At 38.8% G+C, this 18,275-nt stretch carries 16 protein-coding genes; 10 read left to right on the top strand and 6 right to left on the bottom strand.

Annotated features, from left to right (window positions below):
• The first annotated feature begins 9 nt into the window (after positions 1 to 9).
• The gene (locus tag AC1DNH_RS12260) at positions 10 to 375 is read left to right on the top strand and encodes a response regulator (RefSeq protein ID WP_029274261.1); all 366 of its coding nucleotides are present in this window, start codon (positions 10 to 12) and stop codon (positions 373 to 375) included.
• 251 nt (positions 376 to 626) lie between these two features.
• On the opposite strand, the gene AC1DNH_RS12255 is transcribed toward AC1DNH_RS12260, so the two are convergent.
• From AC1DNH_RS12255 to AC1DNH_RS12240, 4 genes are all read right to left on the bottom strand, one after another.
• On the bottom strand, positions 627 to 1,583 hold the full coding sequence (locus tag AC1DNH_RS12255; protein ID WP_477583951.1) for a DUF3137 domain-containing protein: 957 nt from the start codon (positions 1,581 to 1,583) through the stop codon (positions 627 to 629).
• Positions 1,583 to 2,140, bottom strand: a complete 558-nt coding sequence (locus AC1DNH_RS12250) for a LemA family protein (RefSeq protein ID WP_230142836.1) — start codon at positions 2,138 to 2,140, stop codon at positions 1,583 to 1,585. The genes AC1DNH_RS12255 and AC1DNH_RS12250 overlap by 1 nt, the downstream gene beginning before the upstream one ends.
• Positions 2,141 to 2,190: 50 nt before the next feature.
• Positions 2,191 to 4,005 (bottom strand): hypothetical protein, encoded by a 1,815-nt coding sequence (locus AC1DNH_RS12245; protein WP_477583947.1) that lies wholly within the window; start codon positions 4,003 to 4,005, stop codon positions 2,191 to 2,193.
• A 68-nt stretch (positions 4,006 to 4,073) separates the two neighbouring features.
• Positions 4,074 to 5,861, bottom strand: a complete 1,788-nt coding sequence (locus AC1DNH_RS12240; protein WP_477625408.1) for an AsmA family protein — start codon at positions 5,859 to 5,861, stop codon at positions 4,074 to 4,076.
• A gap of 896 nt (positions 5,862 to 6,757) precedes the next feature.
• On the opposite strand from AC1DNH_RS12240, the gene miaB reads away from it, so the two are divergent.
• The 8 genes from miaB to AC1DNH_RS12200 all read left to right on the top strand — a co-directional run bounded on the left by miaB (position 6,758) and on the right by AC1DNH_RS12200 (position 14,813).
• Positions 6,758 to 8,176, top strand: a complete 1,419-nt coding sequence (miaB, locus tag AC1DNH_RS12235; protein ID WP_477625407.1) for a tRNA (N6-isopentenyl adenosine(37)-C2)-methylthiotransferase MiaB — start codon at positions 6,758 to 6,760, stop codon at positions 8,174 to 8,176.
• Between the two features lie 86 nt (positions 8,177 to 8,262).
• Positions 8,263 to 9,507: a sigma-54 interaction domain-containing protein gene (locus tag AC1DNH_RS12230; protein ID WP_477584945.1), complete on the top strand. Its 1,245-nt coding sequence runs from the start codon at positions 8,263 to 8,265 to the stop codon at positions 9,505 to 9,507.
• Positions 9,508 to 9,705: 198 nt separating this feature from the next.
• A complete protein-coding gene (locus AC1DNH_RS12225; RefSeq protein WP_477625406.1) occupies positions 9,706 to 10,248 on the top strand; it encodes an LptE family protein in 543 nt (180 codons plus the stop codon).
• 74 nt (positions 10,249 to 10,322) lie between these two features.
• Entirely contained in the window at positions 10,323 to 11,369 is a 1,047-nt protein-coding gene (locus AC1DNH_RS12220) for a hypothetical protein (protein ID WP_477610369.1), read from the top strand.
• Between the two features lie 14 nt (positions 11,370 to 11,383).
• Entirely contained in the window at positions 11,384 to 11,746 is a 363-nt protein-coding gene (gene secG / locus AC1DNH_RS12215; RefSeq protein ID WP_108197142.1) for a preprotein translocase subunit SecG, read from the top strand.
• A 132-nt stretch (positions 11,747 to 11,878) separates the two neighbouring features.
• A complete protein-coding gene (locus AC1DNH_RS12210; protein ID WP_029274249.1) occupies positions 11,879 to 12,904 on the top strand; it encodes a sensor histidine kinase in 1,026 nt (341 codons plus the stop codon).
• 244 nt (positions 12,905 to 13,148) lie between these two features.
• On the top strand, positions 13,149 to 13,790 hold the full coding sequence (locus AC1DNH_RS12205) for a DUF47 domain-containing protein (protein ID WP_029274248.1): 642 nt from the start codon (positions 13,149 to 13,151) through the stop codon (positions 13,788 to 13,790).
• A 12-nt stretch (positions 13,791 to 13,802) separates the two neighbouring features.
• Positions 13,803 to 14,813: an inorganic phosphate transporter gene (locus tag AC1DNH_RS12200; RefSeq protein ID WP_029274247.1), complete on the top strand. Its 1,011-nt coding sequence runs from the start codon at positions 13,803 to 13,805 to the stop codon at positions 14,811 to 14,813.
• Positions 14,814 to 15,303: 490 nt separating this feature from the next.
• On the opposite strand, the gene AC1DNH_RS12195 is transcribed toward AC1DNH_RS12200, so the two are convergent.
• Complete coding sequence (locus AC1DNH_RS12195; protein WP_477583036.1) at positions 15,304 to 16,608, bottom strand: carboxypeptidase-like regulatory domain-containing protein; 1,305 nt, start codon at positions 16,606 to 16,608, stop codon at positions 15,304 to 15,306.
• Complete coding sequence (locus AC1DNH_RS12190) at positions 16,601 to 17,179, bottom strand: RNA polymerase sigma factor (RefSeq protein ID WP_477583038.1); 579 nt, start codon at positions 17,177 to 17,179, stop codon at positions 16,601 to 16,603. Before AC1DNH_RS12190 ends, AC1DNH_RS12195 begins: the two co-directional genes overlap by 8 nt.
• Before the next feature lie 217 nt (positions 17,180 to 17,396).
• Between AC1DNH_RS12190 and AC1DNH_RS12185 the strand changes: the two genes are divergently transcribed.
• Complete coding sequence (locus AC1DNH_RS12185; RefSeq protein WP_477583040.1) at positions 17,397 to 18,158, top strand: DUF4197 domain-containing protein; 762 nt, start codon at positions 17,397 to 17,399, stop codon at positions 18,156 to 18,158.
• Positions 18,159 to 18,275 lie beyond the last annotated feature (117 nt).

The raw sequence follows: 18,275 nt of genomic DNA, 5'->3' as shown, positions 1-18,275 counted from the left end.
GAGGTTAATATGATAGTTACAAAAAAAATATTTGTTTTTGATGATAATAGGGATATCCTTGATCTCTGTACATTTATTTTGGAAGATGCCGGGTATGAGATAAAAACATCTGAAAATGCCAATAACATAGAAGAACAGGTTGCCGCATATATGCCTGATTTAATATTTATGGATAATTGGTTGCCCGATCTGGGAGGGATACAGGCTACTAAGGCATTAAAAAACCATCCTGATTTAAAACATATTCCGGTAATTTATTTTTCGGCCAATAATGATATATCTTCATTAGCCGATGAAGCCGGTGCTGATAGTTACCTATCGAAACCATTTGATATTGCTGCACTCGAAGAAATTGTGAAAAAACATTTGAGCTAGCGCCGAAGGCTCATGAATTTTTAAGAGGCTGGTACGCTGGAAAACTTCGTATGTCTAGGATGAGCCCTGGTTAAACTTCCGAAGTTTTCTAGGGCTCGAAAGATCGTCATTTCGAGTGGAGTGCAATGAAGTCGAGACCCGAAGGCTCTGCGAAGCAAAATCTGTCTCAATAGATCTCTCTCCCGAAAGTCGGGACTCCGCTTCATCCGATAGCTATCGGATCGAGATGACGAATTTCTATTTGAAATCTGTTATTCCTTACCCCAAATTCTTGTATTCAGATCCAGCTCCTTAACAATATCATACATAAACTTTATGGTGGAGATATCTTCATTTACGGTTTCTGGGCTCAGCAATGATTTAAAAACGGGTGCTTCGAAATAGTTCCGGTTCAGTGGGAAAGCGATATACATCCTCGATTCGATAAAGGATAAACTGATGTTATATTTTGTTTGATGGTTGAGGTTTAATATCCGCTCCATCATGGCAGGTGTAAGGATGTATCTGGATTCGACCTGATCGGAGCCATAGGTCACAAAAGTCTTATCAAAGTCTAGATTCTCCAGTTGAATAACATCGTTACTACCAAAAGAAAACAGATTCTTTGAAAACCATGCACCAAAAGCTGCTCCGAAATCTTTTGGCCTAACAATGGTTACACCATTAAACTTTTTGTTAAAATCGGCAGCAAAGATAATTCCTCTAAAAATGTCATGCCACTCTGTTCGGGTTCCGTCTTTTGTTTGGGTTACTGTTTTATATTCGGCATGTACCTCAGCAAAGTAAAACCGGGTTTTATCAGCACATCCAGTTACCAGATCCTCTGTTTTATAACGATCAGGCTCATTGCTAAACAACTGTGTGTACATAAACTCCGATGCATCAATTCCTTGATAGGGACTAATCGATAAACTTTCATCTAAAAATTTAAGGGCAGCACCAATTACATTGGTTTTGTAGGCATTTTGGTAAGCTGTTAAAGAATCGTTGATTTTAAATAACAAAATACTGCCGTAAATAAGGGGTATTAAGCCGCCAATTACACCAGGAATAGGAAAACCTAAGAAAAAGCCTAAAACACAGAGCAGAATGCCCGCTGCAATAAAAATATAACCTTTGGTTTGGGTACCGGCAATTCTTTTGCGCTCTACCTCCATTGTAGCCAAAACTTGCTGTAAGGCTACATTATTTGCAATATCGAACGACATTAATTATTAAAGAGTTCTTTTGCGCTAATGTTTTTACGTTCCTCGGCTGCGGTTTCTAAAACGGCAATGGGCTGGAAATTTAACATTCCGGCAAATAAACTGCCCGGAAACATCATAATCGCATTATTGTAATCGGTTACCGAAGCATTATAGGTTCTTCTGGCAGCGGCAATCTGCTCTTCGCTTTCAGTCCAGGTAGTTTGCAGGTTAATAAAGTTGGTATTGGCTTTTAAATCAGGATAATTTTCGATGTTAACCATTAAACCTTTCACACTACTGCTCAATTGCGCATCTAAATCTGCTTTTTCTGCATTGCTAATGTTTGGTGAGCCTGCTTTAGCTCTTAGTTCAACTATTTTCGTCAAAGTCCCCTGCTCATAAGTAGTGTACTGTTTTACCACTTCAACAAGATTTGGAATAAGGTCGAACCGTTTTTTAAGCATTACATCAATGGCCGAGAAGGCATTGGTTACCTGGTTTTTCTTCCCGATAAGCGAGTTGTAAAAGAAAATCCCGATAAGGAATATAAATCCGATAATAACGAGGGCAATAATCATAATTTTAGTTTAAGGTTTAGAGAATAAAGATAAGAAAAGGTTACAAAATGTTATCGCTTTTCATTTTGTTCCCGTTCACGTCTTATCCGCCGCTCTAAGCGTTTCTGTTTCCTTTGCATATGATTGGCCCGCATGGCTTTAAACTTTGCAATATGCTCACGTACTTCATTCTGCTTTTCTTCCGTAATACCGATGCTATATTTTATGCCCGTAAAAAGGCTCTTCCAGATCATGTTAAAGAAAGATGTATTTGCCGGCCTGCTGTAATTTACGGTTACAGGTATCAGCTTTCCGTCTGCACCGGGGTTTTCTGATTTAATGATTAAAGCATTTGCTAAGAAAGAAAGAAAACCGCGGGTAACCAGGTGATCTTTTTCGGGATCGTTTTTCATCAGCGCTACAGAAAGGTCGTAGTAGGAGAACGCTACCGTTCCTTTTGCGCCTAAATCGTTCGCTTTAAAATTAAACTTCAATTTATCCACACTCCCACGGTTAATGCGGACCAAGCCTAAGGGTTTGGTAATCTGATTTAAAACCCGCGCATTAAAATTGTGTAAAACCCCATTGTAAGAAAAGGCACCATCTTTAGCGGTAAGATCAAATATAAAGTTTACATCAAGTTTTCCCTGCCCAAATAGGTAAGTGTTTAGGTTAACCTCCATAATAGGGTTTATGGCTTTAATTTTTTCGAGGTTGGTGGCGTTTTTTATAATGCCCGAGGTATGCTCGAAACTAATCTGCCCCTTTTGGTTACTCTCATTGTTGTAAACAGCGTAATTCACATTTATATCCTTCAGCTGGATTTTCTGGACCAGAATAGGCGCATCAAGAAGCTGCAAAAGTTGATGGGGAAACTTTCCGACTTTGCTTTCCTGGTGTTTTTTTGGGAGGCCATTATGGTTAAATACTGAAACGAAACCGTTGGTAATGGCCATTTCCTTTGCCCAAAGTTCTTGTTTGCTAATGTATAATGGCAAATCAATCCCATTAAGCATAATGTCGCTCATCTTGATGTTGAAACGTTCCTTCGCAAACCCTGCAACTTTGCCAAAGTTCATCTCATCGTGCAGTGGTACCAAAGCAAAACTGTTAATCCTTAACTTACCCGTTGTTGCCCTAAAATCCAGTTTATCTAATTGGATATCGTACATTTTGTCTGGCGTACGGTATACATAGTTATTCAGATTGATCACAATATCTTTAATCAGATAAAATCTTGTTGGATCTTCAGCAGAGGTAGAATCTACCAACAGGTCGGTTAAGGTAATGTTGAGGTCATCAATAGAGAAAGGTACTGAATTGGGTACATTTTTATTGATATATTTAAAACTTACATCCTTAAACCTGATGCTTTTAATGCTAAATTCATTCAGGTTTTTAGAGATGATAGCATAAGGCGATTTAATGGGCCTGGGTGCACGCCCCTCGTTAAAAGCAAATTGCTGGTTAACCATTGTTACTTCAGGTTTATCAAATATGATTTCTTCCAGCTGAAGTTTTTTTTCGCGGTACAAGGTTAATGGGTGGAAGTGCTTCACCACCAGTTTTTTTAAAGATACCGTATATAAATTATTTGGTGCTCTTTTTAAGGCTATGAGTTGCTTAAACCGATTGGTATCAGGTATTATTCTTACATTCTGTAAGGTGGCATTGCCCGTAAAAACATTGGTAGAAACCTTGGTAAAACTAATGGTATATAAACTATCGGTCGATTTATAGAGCAGTGTTTTGATCCTATCGGTTAAAATAGGGCGCGACTTAACATTTAACAGCCAGGCTATACCTACAAGTACAATAAAAACACTGAGTAATGTACACGCAATCCATTTAAAAATTCTATAACGGTATCTTCTGGTATCAGGCATTAAAAAATGAGAGGCTGTGGTTTTATTAGCAATATACGGTTATAAACATATATTTGAAAAGTGTAAGATCAGTTTTTTTCTCTCCGGGCCTTCCGCGCTGCTTTTCTGTCTGCCCGTTTTTGTTCCCTTATTTTTTTTGCAATTACTTTTTGCTGTTTTACCGGATTCTTTTCTGGGACCACACCAACGCCTACAATATCCTTTATGCCCACAAAAACGGTTTTCCACATCAGGTTAAAAAAGGAGGCTGAATTAACTCTCGTATTGGCCATGCTTGCTGTTCTTGGTGCTTCGCCTTTTTGTGGATTTTCGTTTTTAACTAAAATGACATTGGCCAAAAAAGACAAAAAACCTTTTTCCTTGGTTCCCTCGCCATCAATATTGTCAGATAGTAATTTCACCTTTAAATCGGTGTACAACATATTCATCGATCCCGTTGCAGATCTTAAATTTCCGTTCGCCTTAAAATCAACATGTTGTATATTGCCGCTCTCTATTTCAACCAGGCCCAGCGATTTTGATAGTGGATTTAAATTTTTCATATCAAACCTACCCAGGTTACCGCTATAGGTAAATGCCCCATTATTATCGGTAAGGTTGAAATCGATTTTTATATTCAGCTTTCCGGTCCCCATTAAAAGCGAGTTTAAATCTGCCAGAGCATGGCTCTTTTTGCGCAATTGTAAACTATCGTTGGTTACGTTTAAAATGTTTCCTGTTAGCGCCTTAAAGTCAACTGATCCAATTTTTTTACTCGCCGGGTTAAATTCAGCATATTTAACATTAATGTTTCTCAGCTTTACCGTATCAATCAGGGTAGGCATGTTTAATCTTTTTAGGGCCATATGTGGGTAGTTTCGGCCTTTATCAAAGCCTGGAGGCGGAGGCGATTCGCGGCTCATAAAAACTTCAACATTTGCGGGGCCAATCCTCAGCGATTTTGCATGCAGCTTCTGGTCGGTATTTAAACCAATAAAGTCAACTCCATTAAATTCTATTTTATCAAAACTGAGGTTATACCGGTCTTTCTGGATCTTGTACTTTCTTGCAAAAGTAAGCTCATCGTACAATGGGGTAAGTTTAAATCCTTTAACCGTTATTTTTTTTGATGCTGTAGAGCCTTTAATGGTGTCAACTTTCATTGAATACATTTTATCTTTCGTTATCGATTTATAACCTGCAATCTGAAAGGATGCATCTTTTGTATAGTAAAATCTTGTTGTATCATTTCCCGAAAGTGAATCCAATAAAAAATCGTTAATGTTAATGTCGAGGTGTTTGATCGAGTTTTTGGTTTTTTTTGCTGCGGTTTTGTTGATGTAATCGAAATCTGCATCTACAATTTTAATGCTTTTAACATGTACCGATTTAAAAGTTTTTGAAATCTGCTCGTAAAGCGATTTTTCATCTTTTATGCTGTCGGGTTTCTTGGTTACTTTGTTAAAAATCATATTGATAGATGGCTTTTGTAAAAGGATTTCATTTACAGCTATCCGTTTTTTAAAGTAGGCCGTTAATATTCCAACACGGCTAATCTGTAGTTTCTTCAATTTAAGCTCGAAAGTATGTGCAGGTGCCAGTTGTTTTTTTCTTAAGCTATCGAAAACGGCCGTATCGGGCATTAGTGTAACATCGCGCAGCGCCAGGCTACCTGTAATTACGTTTAAGTTAATGCTTTTAAAATCTATCCGGTAGAGGTGGTGGGAGCCATTATAAACCCCGGCCTTAATTTTTTCGATCAATATGGGTTTCCATCGGGCACTTAAAAACATGGCGCCAAATGCTACAATTAGTACCAGTATGCCGAATATGCTTCCTATCCAGGTCCAAACTTTATTTCTATGCTGAGCTGTCATTTATTATGGTTTATCGATAGGTAACAGATAGAAGTGTGAAAGGTTTTTTTAGGGGCAAGGCAAAAGACTAAAGCAGAAAGACCAAAGAGGAGCTGTTGGATGCTTTATTGTTAAAATGATTTTTTTGGAGCGCAAGGGCAGTATAAGAAACACCGTTTGTTCCTTTGCTGCGCTTGTACGCTTTCCCGAAAAATCGGGATACCTCCGGGCCTGTAGGGTACCGCTCCGCCAAGGGCTAGATTGGTTAGGACAGTGGCATGGAAACCACTCATAGTAGCAAGAACAGCTGTAATCTAAACCCGATAGTACGAATGCCGATTTTTTCTATCGGCAGTAGGGATAGCGGGGCTGTAGCTCTCCATTGGCACCGAAGCCTACATTTTCAAAAACACCCTGACTTATTTTATAAAAAGGAATTATTAATTTTTTGGAGCGCAAGGTCAGTATAAGAAACACCGTTTGTTCCTTTGCTGCGCTTATACGCTTTCCCGAAAAATCGGGATACCTCCGGGCCTGCAGGGTACCGCTTCGCCAAGGGCTAGGTGGGTTAGGACGGTGGTATGGAAAACCACTCATAGTAGCAAGAACAGCTGTAATCTAAACCCGATAGTACGAATGCCGATTTTTTCTGTCGGCAGTAGGGATAGCGGGGCTGCAGCCCACCATTGGCACCGAAGCATACATTTCCAAAAAAATCTTTCTTAACAAGTATGAAGTCGTTTGGTGCCAATCTTATTGCAGTTTCGATATCCCACAGTAGTAAGATTGCTTCGTCGTTCCTTCTCGCAATGACGCGAAGATCATAATCGTACTGTAAACATTTAAACAAAATATGTCAATTTGTCACTTTTAATTTTATTTATGTATTTTTGCAATCCCCAAAATGTTTTTAAATAATGATTGATTTACAAGTACAGGATAAGACGCACGATGAAGCCAGGCAAGGTGAAGCTTTAATTTTAGATACACCAATTAAAGCCGATGCCCGTAAATTATACATCGAAAGTTATGGTTGTGCAATGAATTTTGCTGATAGTGAAATTGTTGCCTCTATTCTTTCTGAAACAGGATTTGAAACCACAGGGGATTATCACCAGGCCGATGTAATCTTCATCAATACCTGTTCTATCCGTGAAAATGCTGAAACCAGAGTTAGGAACCGCTTATCGCAGTTCGGTGTCGAGAAACGCCGTAACCCGAAATTAATTGTTGGGGTTTTGGGCTGCATGGCAGAACGTTTAAAATCTAAATTTTTAGAAGAAGAACGTTTGGTTGATGTAGTGGTAGGACCCGATGCTTACCGCGATCTGCCTAACTTAATTGAACAGGTAGAAAGTGGACATAAAGCGGTTAACGTACTTTTATCCCGCGAAGAAACCTATGCGGATATTAGTCCGGTTCGTTTAAACAGCAACGGAATTACCGCTTTTATTTCCATTACCCGCGGCTGTAATAACATGTGTTCTTTCTGTGTGGTTCCTTTTACCCGTGGCCGCGAACGTAGCCGCGATGCCCATTCCATTATACAAGAAGCAAAAGGTTTATTTGAAGCTGGTTACCGTGAGGTTACGCTTTTAGGCCAAAACGTAGATTCATATACCTGGACATCGGAAGATGGAACTGAAACCGTAAACTTTGCGCAACTTTTAGCGCAAACAGCTTTGGTTAGTCCTGATTTAAGGGTACGTTTTTCTACTTCGCATCCAAAAGATATTACCGACGAGGTTTTACATACCATTGCTAAATACGATAACATCTGTAATTATATCCACTTGCCAGTTCAATCGGGTAATACCCGCATATTGGAGCTAATGAACAGGACTTATACCCGCGAATGGTATATCAATCGTATTGATGCCATCCGTAACATTATCCCGGGTTGTGCAATTTCTACCGATATCATCGCTGGTTTTTGTACTGAAACAGAAGAAGAGCATCAAGAAACCCTGAGCATGATGGATTACGTAGAATATGATTTTGCATATAACTTCACTTATTCTGAAAGACCAGGAACTTTAGCTGCCCGTAAATTGGAAGATGATATTCCTGAGGAAGTAAAAAAACGCCGTTTAGCTGAGATTTTAGCTAAGCAACAAGCACATTCGTTAATGCGCTTACAAGAGTGGGTGGGTAAAACCGTTCGTGTTTTGATTGAAGGCACTTCTAAAAAATCTGATCTGGATTATTGCGGAAGAGGAGATAGCGGAGCCATGGCGATTTTCCCTGCAATTGAAGGCGTTAAACCAGGCCAGTATGCAAATGTATTTATCGAAAAGTGTACATCAGCTACGTTAATTGGTAAAATAGTATCATAAAATCCCGTCATGCTGAACTTGTTTCAGCATCTTAAATTGAAAGACTCTGAAACAAGTTCAGAGTGACGTAACTTTAGAAAGAATAAATGGATACACAAAATATTAAACAGCGGTTCGGTATTATTGGCAATTCGCCATTGCTTAACCGTGCTATCGATATTGCAAGCCAGGTAGCACCAACTGATATGTCGGTGTTAATAACAGGCGAAAGTGGTAGTGGTAAAGAGGTATTCTCGCAGATTATCCATCAAATGAGTGCCCGTAAACACGGTGCTTTTATTGCTGTAAACTGCGGCGCCATTCCCGAAGGAACCATTGATTCTGAATTGTTTGGTCACGAGAAAGGATCTTTTACAGGTGCACATGAGGCACGTAAAGGTTACTTTGAAGTAGCAAACGGCGGAACCATTTTTTTAGACGAGGTTGCTGAGCTGCCTTTGGGTACACAGGCGCGTTTGCTGCGTATTTTAGAAAGCGGCGAATACTTACGCGTAGGCTCATCTAAAGTTCAGAAAACAGATGTTCGCATTATTGCTGCAACCAATGTTGATGTATATAACCGCGTTAAAAACGGAAAATTCCGCGAAGATTTATATTACAGGTTAAATACCGTTCCGTTGCGCATACCGGCTTTGCAAGAGCGTAAAGAAGATATTTATTTATTATTCAGAAAATTCTCTGCCGATTTTAGCGATAAATACCGTAGCCCTGCATTACATTTGGAGCCAGATGCCATTCAGATCCTAACCAATTATAGCTGGCCGGGTAATGTTCGTCAGTTAAAAAATATTGCCGAGCAGATCTGCGTATTGGAAAAAGACCGAAATGTAACCGGACAAGCCATTTTAAACTATATCCCGAACGAGGCCGGAAGTAACCTGCCAATGACGATTAATTCTCAGTCGAAAGAAGATTTTACAGAAAGAGATATTTTGTACAAGGTACTTTTCGATATGAAAAAGGATATGGTTGAGCTTAAAAAACTTGTTGCCGAAATTATTCAGCACGGCGGAAATACTGCTACCGTTTTAGCAGATAATCCTCAGTATATCAATCAGCTATACCGCGATGTAGAACTGCCCGCAGGGCAAGAGCATGCCTTTACCATTCAGCAACCTACGCCAAGCAATAATAATAACAACAATAACAATACTGATTATTTTGCACACGAGGCCGAAGAGGTAGAAGAATCTTTATCATTAGTGGATAAAGAATCAGATCTGATAAAAAAAGCATTAAAAAAACACAAGGGTAAACGTAAGTTTGCTGCACAAGAACTGGGCATTTCAGAGCGTACCCTGTACAGAAAAATTAAAGAATTGAATTTATAGCTTCATCGACTTTAAAACAAACCATATACTGATGAAACCATCATGAGCATACCACTTACAAACAGAGATGAATATGCTCATGATCGCTTCATAACCATTGAAAAACAAACCGAGCTTTTGCGAGCTCATTAACTAAGTGAAGCGTTCTCTTGAACACCATTGAGAAAATAAAGCAAGTGAAAAATGCCATTGAAAACAATGAGCAATAAATTAATAATTATACAACTGATGAAAATAAAAATATTTGCTTTAATCCTTGTTGCTTCAATACTGAGCGCCTGCTCTTATAAATTCAATGGAGCATCAACAACAGGATTAAAAACGGTGGTTGTCCGGGTGTTTGAAAACAATGCACCGTTAGTGGTGCCAACACTAAGTAACCAGATTACCGAATCGTTAAAAACCCGGATCCGTAATCAGACCAAATTGATTATTTCTCCTACCGGTGAAGGCGATGCATCGTTTGAAGGCAGAATAACAGGCTATGATATTAAGCCGGTTGCGCTTCAAAATAGTGCTACACCTACTTCGGGTGCAAACAGATTAACCATAACCGTTTCTGTAAAGTATAAGAACAATATAAAAGAACACGAAAAAGAAAGTTTTGAAGAAAGCTTTACCAGATATTTCGATTTTCCGATCAATGGGGCACCAATTCAAACCTTATTGCCTGGAGCTATCGAAAACATCAACAAACAATTATCGGAAGATATTTTTAACCGTGCATTTGCACAGTGGTAAATAAAGCAGGATTCTAAAAGACAAAATTTTCAAAACCCGTCTACATTTTTTTAACTTAGCGGCAAACCTCGATAATGGATAACAAAAAGCTACTGGCAGATTTACTTGCGCAACCTGGAAAGGTTGGACCAGAGCATGTATCCATGTTGCAGGAAATGGTGGCGCAATTTCCATATGCCCAGCCCATTCATTTACTGTTAGCCAAGGCTAACGCATCAGCAGTACCAAAAGCAGCACTTTATAGCCAGGGGCATGTACTGTTCCATATATTAAATATGGTTTCAGTCCGCGAAACAACAGAAGAAGAAATTAAAGAGGTAGTTGCTGAAAATACACAGGATGAACAGATAGTTTTTGAAGAAATAGGAGAATTAGCTCCAGATCTTCACTCAGAAAACCCAGTAATTCCTATAGAAACGCCAAATCACCTGCCGGGTATTGATAGTCATTTAATGGATTTGCCAGCAGATGATGATTCTTTTATTGAAAGTGTAGCTGCTACCGATTTCTTTGCCTTTGAACAGAAATTAAGTACCGATGTGGTTACGATCGCACCAGAAATTGAAACGGTTGTTCCTGATGAGCCCGAAAGGAATTTTGTTTCGCAATATAACGACGATAAGCTTCCGTATACGTTTTTATGGTGGTTGGCTAAAACCCGTAAAGAGCACGAGCAGATTTTTCAGCCTTATGCTCACCCTAACGCTGGTAAGGTAAAACCACAGCCACAAAATAACCAACTGCAAGAAAGAGCTGAGTTTCAACAGCAATATGTAGAGCACATCTTTCACATTCAAACGCCTTTCGAGGTAGCCGATCATTTAGCAGAATATCCTTCTGCCGAAATTAAAGATGCAAAGGGAGCTGAAATTATCGAGCGGTTCTTAAAAGAAGATCCAACAATCAGGCCTCCGAAGCCAGAACAGATAGATAATGAAAATAAGGCAAAGAAAAGTGCAGAAGACAATTACGATCTTGTTTCGGAGACTTTAGCTAAAATTTATATTGAGCAAATGCTTTATCACAAAGCCATAGATACGTATAAAAAATTAAGTTTGAAATATCCGGAAAAAAGCCGTTACTTTGCCGACCTTATCCAATCTATAGAAAAGAAATTTTAAAATATAATATTACCATGGTAACCTTTTTAATCATTTTATTAATTATTGCGTGTGTGGCCTTAGGCTTATTTGTTTTAGTACAAAACCCTAAAGGCGGAGGTTTAGCTACAGGGGGTGGCACCAGTAACATGTTTGGTGTGCAGCGTACCGGCGATGTTTTAGAAAAAGGATCGTGGGTATTGTTAACCTTAATCGTAGTGTTAACCCTTGCCGTTACTACAATTGCTAAAACTAGCGGTGGTACTGCAGCAGTTGGAAACTCAGCTATACAAGAGCGTTTAGATAAAACACCATCACCATCTCCACTTGGCGGAAATTTAAACAGCACTAAACCTGCTGCTTCGACTCCAGCTAAAACAGATTCGACAAAGAAATAAGTAATACTTACCCGTATTTTATAAAGCTTTCCTCAAAAGGGAAAGCTTTTTTGGTTTTTAACATTCCGTAAAAAATGAATCAACCCTTTGTCTCTTAACACACATTTAACATAAAAAGCTTTAAATTGCAGCATGAAATTAAGTGTGCTGGTTCTATTTACTGCTCTCGCCGTTGGTCTTTCCATCGGGATGGTTAATTTTTATTTTCAGCATAGCCTGTATTACATGGCTATTTCTTTTGGCGTATCGTTTCTGTGCAGTTTTTTGGTTTTTTATTATTTGCTGGAGAAATATATTTACACCAAAATTAAACTCATTTACAAACTCATCCATAACCTTAAATTAGGTAAAGATTTAAAAGATGCGCTCGGCGAGTACGTGAGTTCTGATCCGATTAATGATGTAGAGCAAGAAGTAAAGGAGTGGGCAGGTGCAAAGAAAAAAGAAATAGATTTATTAAAAAAACAGGAACAGTTTAGAAGAGAATTCCTTTCAAATGTATCGCACGAGTTTAAAACCCCACTTTTTGCCATTCAAGGATATATTGAAACGCTACAGGACTGTTTGGTAGATGACCCAGATCAGGCTGTATTGTTTCTAAAAAAAGCTGAAAACAATGTAGAGCGACTGAGTTATTTAATTAATGATTTAGATGTTATTTCAAAGTTAGAAACAGGCGAATCGCCAATTAACTACCAAAAATTCGATTTTGTGCAATTGGCGAAAGAGGTAATGGAAAACCTCGAAGACCGCGCTGAAGCAAAAAACATTAAACTCTTTTTTAAAGATAAATATACTGCCATTACATTGGTTTCGGCCGATCGCGAAAAGATTAGGCAGGTGTTGATTAACTTGCTGGTAAACAGTATTAAGTATGGCATTGATGGTGGCGAAACAGCCATTAAGATTTTTGAACTGCACGATCAGGTTTTGATCGAAGTTACCGATAATGGCATCGGCATAGAAGAAAAGCATTTGTTGCGCTTGTTTGAGCGTTTTTATCGCATTGATACCCACCGGGCGAGAGAAGTTGGAGGCACAGGTTTAGGTTTAGCCATTGTAAAACACATTTTAGAGGCACACCAACAAACCATTTCAGTAAGAAGTACGCCGGGCATAGGCACAACCTTTGCATTTACACTACAAAAAGGCGGGTAATTTTCGATCTTTTTAGTAGTAGACAACCCTTAATTCTTTTGTCACAAAGGCGCTAATTACACAGAAGCGGGCAAACTAATGCGCTAATGCCAATGAACTTCTTTAATTATTTCATTGTCAGCTATCTGAAAATATAGAAATAACGCACTCCTGACTAAATAAGGAGATAATTAGTTAATATAATTAATAAATTAACATTAACTTAACATTGGGCTTGTAGCTTTGCAACATATTAAAAATTAACATGAACAATATTTTTAAGTTCTTTACACCTCAAGACAAAAAGTTTCATCCGCTTTTCGAGCAGGCAGGTAGCAATGCATTAAAAATTGCAGAAACCCTTTTAGAAATGGTTAGCACAGGTGATGCTGAAAGCAGAAAAACAATTTTTAAAGAAATTGAGCGCTTAGAGCATGTAGGTGATGATATTACCCATTCAATTTTTCTTGAACTGAGCAGGAACTTTATTACGCCATTTGATAGAGAAGACATTCATGCATTGGCTACTGCCGTTGATGATGTTGCCGATTATATTTATGGTACTGCAAACCGTATGCAGATGTATAACATGAATACCATTAACGAGCCGATTGTTAAAATTGCCGAGCTTTTGGTAGAAATGTGTACTGATATTGATAAAGCAATTAAAGAATTACGCAGTTTCAAAAACATCCGTGTAATTGCCGATGCTTGTATCCGTATTAACAGTGGCGAAAACCAGGCTGATTATGTATTTACATTAGCGGTAGCCCGTTTATTCGAATACGAAACCAATGCGATTGAATTAATTAAACAAAAAGAGGTTTTACAAACGATAGAAAAAGCGACAGATAAGTGTGAGGATGTGGCGAATGTGCTTGAAACTATCTTGGTTAAAAACGCTTAATAAAAAACAAACATGGTAACTACCTTATTGGTTGTTGTTGTAATTCTGGCTATTGCTTTCGATTACATTAACGGCTTTCACGATGCCGCTAACTCGATTGCAACAGTTGTTTCTACAAAAGTTCTTACGCCTTTTCAGGCGGTTTTGTGGGCTGCGTTGTTCAATTTTGCTGCCTACTTTTATTTTACCGACCACAAAGTAGCCAATACAGTTGCTAAAACGGTAATCGAAAATTATATCACTTTAGAAGTTATCCTTGCAGGTTTGGTTGCAGCAATTATCTGGAACCTTTTAACCTGGTGGTATGGTATCCCTTCAAGTTCATCACATACCTTAATTGGCGGTTTTGCTGGTGCAGGTATGACACATGCTTTACTTATAGGCGCTAGTCCGCTTGATGCTGTAAACACGGGTTATGTAATAAAAATTGTTTCTTTTATTGTACTGGCACCAATAATCGGTATGGTTATATCAGTTGTATTAACACTGATCATTATCAATATCTGTCGTTATGCTAAGCCAGCAACTGCTGAGAAATGGTTTAAACGCCTGCAATTGCTTTCTTCTGCTGCATTAAGTTTCTTCCACGGAGGTAACGATGCTCAAAAGGTAATGGGAATCATTGCAACAGCTTTAATCGCCTCAAAAGTAATTCCTAATTTCGAAGCTATGCCTGCATGGGTGCCAATTGCCTGTTATTCGGCAATATCGTTAGGTACAATGAGTGGTGGCTGGAAAATTGTTAAAACAATGGGTTCCAAAATCACTAAAGTAACCGCACTGGAAGGTGTTGCTGCCGAAGGCGCTGGAGCAGTAACTTTAGGTATTACAGAGCATTTCGGTATTCCGGTTTCTACAACGCATACCATTACAGGTTCGATTGTAGGGGTAGGTGTAGTAAAAAGCGTTTCTGCAGTACGTTGGGGTGTAACCATCAACTTAATCTGGGCCTGGATTTTAACCATTCCGGTTTCGGCTACATTAGCGGCGATTATTTATGCCGTGATCTATTACTTAAAATAAAAACAAAATCCTTTAATATACTTGAGAGACCAAAGCTAATAGCCTTGGTCTTTTTTGTTTTGTAATGATTTGGAAAGCAGGAGTGGAAGCCTTTGGTTTGGGTTCCGCCCCGCTAAACGCTTTATCCCGATGAAAAATCGGGATGTCCGCTTATATCGGGTTTAGATTACAATTGTTGTGGTTCTTGGGAGAATATTGGGTGCTTAAAATCGTCATTGCGCGGAGGTACGACGAAGCAATCATACAACGATAGCTAATAATAGGGTGAACATTAAGATTGCTTCTCCGAAGAGTCGGGGCTGGCAGTACCTCGTAATGACGATCTTTCTATGAGAATCTGTCAATGGTGGCGGAGTCAATGTTTTCTAATTATTGAATAGGTGTCTTCGACTACGCTCAGACTGACATGTGAGGGGATTTTAAAAAAAATAGAAAGTTTATTAGGAAATATTGGCTGCTTGAAACCCTTCGCTAATAAATAGCTGGAAACTTAAAACTTAACGCTTATTTCGACTAAATCAGTTCCATTTTTAGGCAACACCCAATCCGGACCTTCTTGTATCAGTCTTTTGGCTTCCGCATCGGCTTTTTTGTTCAGTGATTTTATAACGCTGATATTTGTTGGGCGTCCGTTACTTTTAACTTTGAAACTTAAAATCACAAATTGTTCGGGGCCTTTAGGGTTATAAAGTTTGTTGTTATTCTCTAAGTATTGACTATAGTTAATGGTAGAAACCGGAATAGGCTTCGTAATATCATCGGCCGATTTTCCATCCAGGTTTTGTTCTGCATGCAGTGTAATTTTTGGTGCCGCAATATTTTCTTTCTTATGCCCATATGAGCCTGTAATTAATGCGATTTCGTTTAGTGATCTATTCCCGCTTAAAGCACTTTTAATTGCATTAGGATCTTGCAGACCAGCTACAGGTAATTCTTTAAAGCCAATAGCGTTAATCAATAAGTCCTTATCTTTTGCGTTGCTATCAGCAGGTAAATAGAAATAACCTTTAGCATCAGTCGCGGTTACATTTTTAGAACCCGCTAACTTTACCACAGCACCCGGAACAGGTTGGCCATTACTTTGGTCTACAACGTTGCCGCTAAACGCAATTTTACTAGAGCCAAATGCTGGTGCTGCTGCCACTACAGTCTCACTTATCGTAACTGGGCTTGGTCTGTAATTGCCAAAGCCTACCGCGCTCTTCGCTTTAGCGCGATTGCTCTCGGTTGCAATTTTCGCCGCTTTTACCTCGGCCATTTGTTGCTCTGCCCGTTCTAATGCAGGTTTTGCTTTAATGTTTTTCGCTAAATCCCCCGTTTTTGCGGCTGTAATTGCTTTATCAATCAAAGCTGCCTTTGTAGAGTTTTGCGTAACCGTATCTTCTTTAGGTTTGGGTTGAACTGAAGCAATACTCGTTGTACTATCTAACTGAACCATCACACCGCCCTGTTTATGTGCAGCAAGTTCTGCATTCCTGCGATTGGTTTCGCGCATAAAGAATAAAATGCTTACCGCAATAAATGCTACGGTTGCAGTTGCTGCAATACTTAACCTTTGGGTAGTAATGCCCCAAAGCTTACGTTTTATAGGTTTCTCCGAAACACGGTCGTACAGTTGTTTTTGTAAAATAGAAAGCGTTTGCTTGCGTTTGGGCGATTGTTTCAGTCCCTCTAATGCTTCGGCAACAAAAGGGTCTTCCAAAGCCTGTCTTTCTACAAAGTGCATAGCCTTAACATCAAGTTTACCATCCAGGTAATCTTCCAGAACATCAATATCTAACCAATCGTTATTCACTACTGTTTTTCTCTATACAAATCTTTAAATTCCGCTTACCATTTTGGATGTAACTCTTAACTTTAAGCATGTCGTAGCCCGTAATATCGGCTACTTCTTTATAACATTTTTCTTGTAAATAAAATAAATCTACACTTTTTCGCTGTTCTTCGGGCAAAGTTTCCATACACTTTTCCATAATGGTAAGCTGCGTTTCTTTTGTGTTGTCTATATCCAGATGCACAAACTCGCTATTTTCCACAAAAGTATCGTCTAATGAGACATTATTTTGCTTCGCCGATTTACGTAGTGCCATTAAACAATGGTTCCGCGTTAAAACATGAAGCCAGCTTTTAAAGTTCTGTACCTCATGTATTTTCAGCTTCGTTACCAGTTCTTCAAAAATCTGCATTACCGCATCCTTGCTTTGCTCTTCATCTTTGAAGTAGTTTAAACAAACCCCGAACACCAAATGCATATATTTATTGTAAAGCGTACCCAACGCGTCTAAATCGCCCGTATTTTTATACTGGGCAATCAGTTTGGCGTCTTCTTGCTGGGCGTTCCCAGCTGTGTTTTTTATAAACCTCAAAAAAATGGTAGCTATTTCGAATTATCTTTCAAGTATAAAAAATATTTCTGAGTGATGGCACATAAACTAATTTTTTAGGAAGAGAAGGGCCTAAATATTTTACCTTGCTCCCTATCTTTTTAAGTGGTTTAACATTATTGCCATGTGCAAAGGCTTATCTTTGAGGGTAAATAAGAATTATGGCAGTTGTTTTGCTAAACATGATTAAACACACAAAATGAAAAAGATCAATATTTTATCGGCATCACTGGCCATGCTGATATTTACAAGCCTAAATGTTAGCGCACAGATTAAACTGAGTGATATATTTAAAAAAGTAACCGAAAAACAGGGCACTACCACAGCTGCCACCGGAACGCCATCTACTTTTGAAATAGGACAAGGGATTAAGGAAGCCCTGCAAATTGGTGTTTCTGCAGGTGCCGACAGGCTTTCGCTTAAAGATGGTTTTTTAGGCAATCTGGCCGTTAAAATTTTGATGCCTCCTGAAGCACAAAAGGTTGAAAGAACATTACGTGGCATAGGCTTGAACAAACTTTGCGATAATGTGATTGTAAGCCTAAACCGTGCCGCAGAAGATGCTGCTACCGAAGCAAAGCCTATTTTTATCTCAGCCATTAAACAAATGACATTAACCGATGCGACTAATATCCTATTGGGTAATAAAGACGCAGCTACCGAATACTTTAAAAGGGTAACTACTTCCCAGCTGATGCAAAAATTTAGCCCAATTGTAACTACAAGTTTAAATAAGGTAAATGCCACCAAATATTATAGCGACTTAACTACACAATACAATCGCCTGCCTTTGGTTAAGCCTGTAAATACGAATTTAACCGAATACGTTACACAAAAAGCGATAGATGGTTTATTTGTTGAAGTTGCGAAGGAAGAACTCAAAATCAGGGGAAACTTAAGCTCAAGAAGTACAACCCTGTTGCAAAAAGTATTTGGTTACGCCGATAAGAAAAAGATTTAATCTGTTTAATTGTGGTTCGTGAGGACACGAACCACGGCGGAAAGAAATCAAATGCCTTGGTCTGTGTCCTCACAGATGGAATTAGATTTAAGTGTAGGTATTGATTGTGGTTAGTGG

The organism is Pedobacter sp. 01N310 (assembly GCF_056399805.1).
Note: the sequence above shows the minus strand (reverse complement) of the source record. Positions and strands in the feature narration are given on the sequence as shown.

Bases quoted from the DNA above. Each gene is read 5' to 3' on its own strand.
- AC1DNH_RS12205 (WP_029274248.1), top strand. From the start codon at position 13,149: ATGAACAATATTTTTAAGTTCTTTACACCTCAAGACAAAAAGTTTCAT.
- AC1DNH_RS12210 (WP_029274249.1), top strand. From the start codon at position 11,879: ATGAAATTAAGTGTGCTGGTTCTATTTACTGCTCTCGCCGTTGGTCTT.
- AC1DNH_RS12255 (WP_477583951.1), bottom strand. From the start codon at position 1,583: ATGTCGTTCGATATTGCAAATAATGTAGCCTTACAGCAAGTTTTGGCT.
- AC1DNH_RS12230 (WP_477584945.1), top strand. From the start codon at position 8,263: ATGGATACACAAAATATTAAACAGCGGTTCGGTATTATTGGCAATTCG.
- AC1DNH_RS12260 (WP_029274261.1), top strand. From the start codon at position 10: ATGATAGTTACAAAAAAAATATTTGTTTTTGATGATAATAGGGATATC.
- AC1DNH_RS12240 (WP_477625408.1), bottom strand. From the start codon at position 5,861: ATGACAGCTCAGCATAGAAATAAAGTTTGGACCTGGATAGGAAGCATA.
- miaB (WP_477625407.1), top strand. From the start codon at position 6,758: ATGATTGATTTACAAGTACAGGATAAGACGCACGATGAAGCCAGGCAA.
- AC1DNH_RS12225 (WP_477625406.1), top strand. From the start codon at position 9,706: ATGAGCAATAAATTAATAATTATACAACTGATGAAAATAAAAATATTT.
- AC1DNH_RS12250 (WP_230142836.1), bottom strand. From the start codon at position 2,140: ATGATTATTGCCCTCGTTATTATCGGATTTATATTCCTTATCGGGATT.
- AC1DNH_RS12185 (WP_477583040.1), top strand. From the start codon at position 17,397: ATGAAAAAGATCAATATTTTATCGGCATCACTGGCCATGCTGATATTT.
- secG (WP_108197142.1), top strand. From the start codon at position 11,384: ATGGTAACCTTTTTAATCATTTTATTAATTATTGCGTGTGTGGCCTTA.
- AC1DNH_RS12245 (WP_477583947.1), bottom strand. From the start codon at position 4,005: ATGCCTGATACCAGAAGATACCGTTATAGAATTTTTAAATGGATTGCG.
- AC1DNH_RS12220 (WP_477610369.1), top strand. From the start codon at position 10,323: ATGGATAACAAAAAGCTACTGGCAGATTTACTTGCGCAACCTGGAAAG.
- AC1DNH_RS12200 (WP_029274247.1), top strand. From the start codon at position 13,803: ATGGTAACTACCTTATTGGTTGTTGTTGTAATTCTGGCTATTGCTTTC.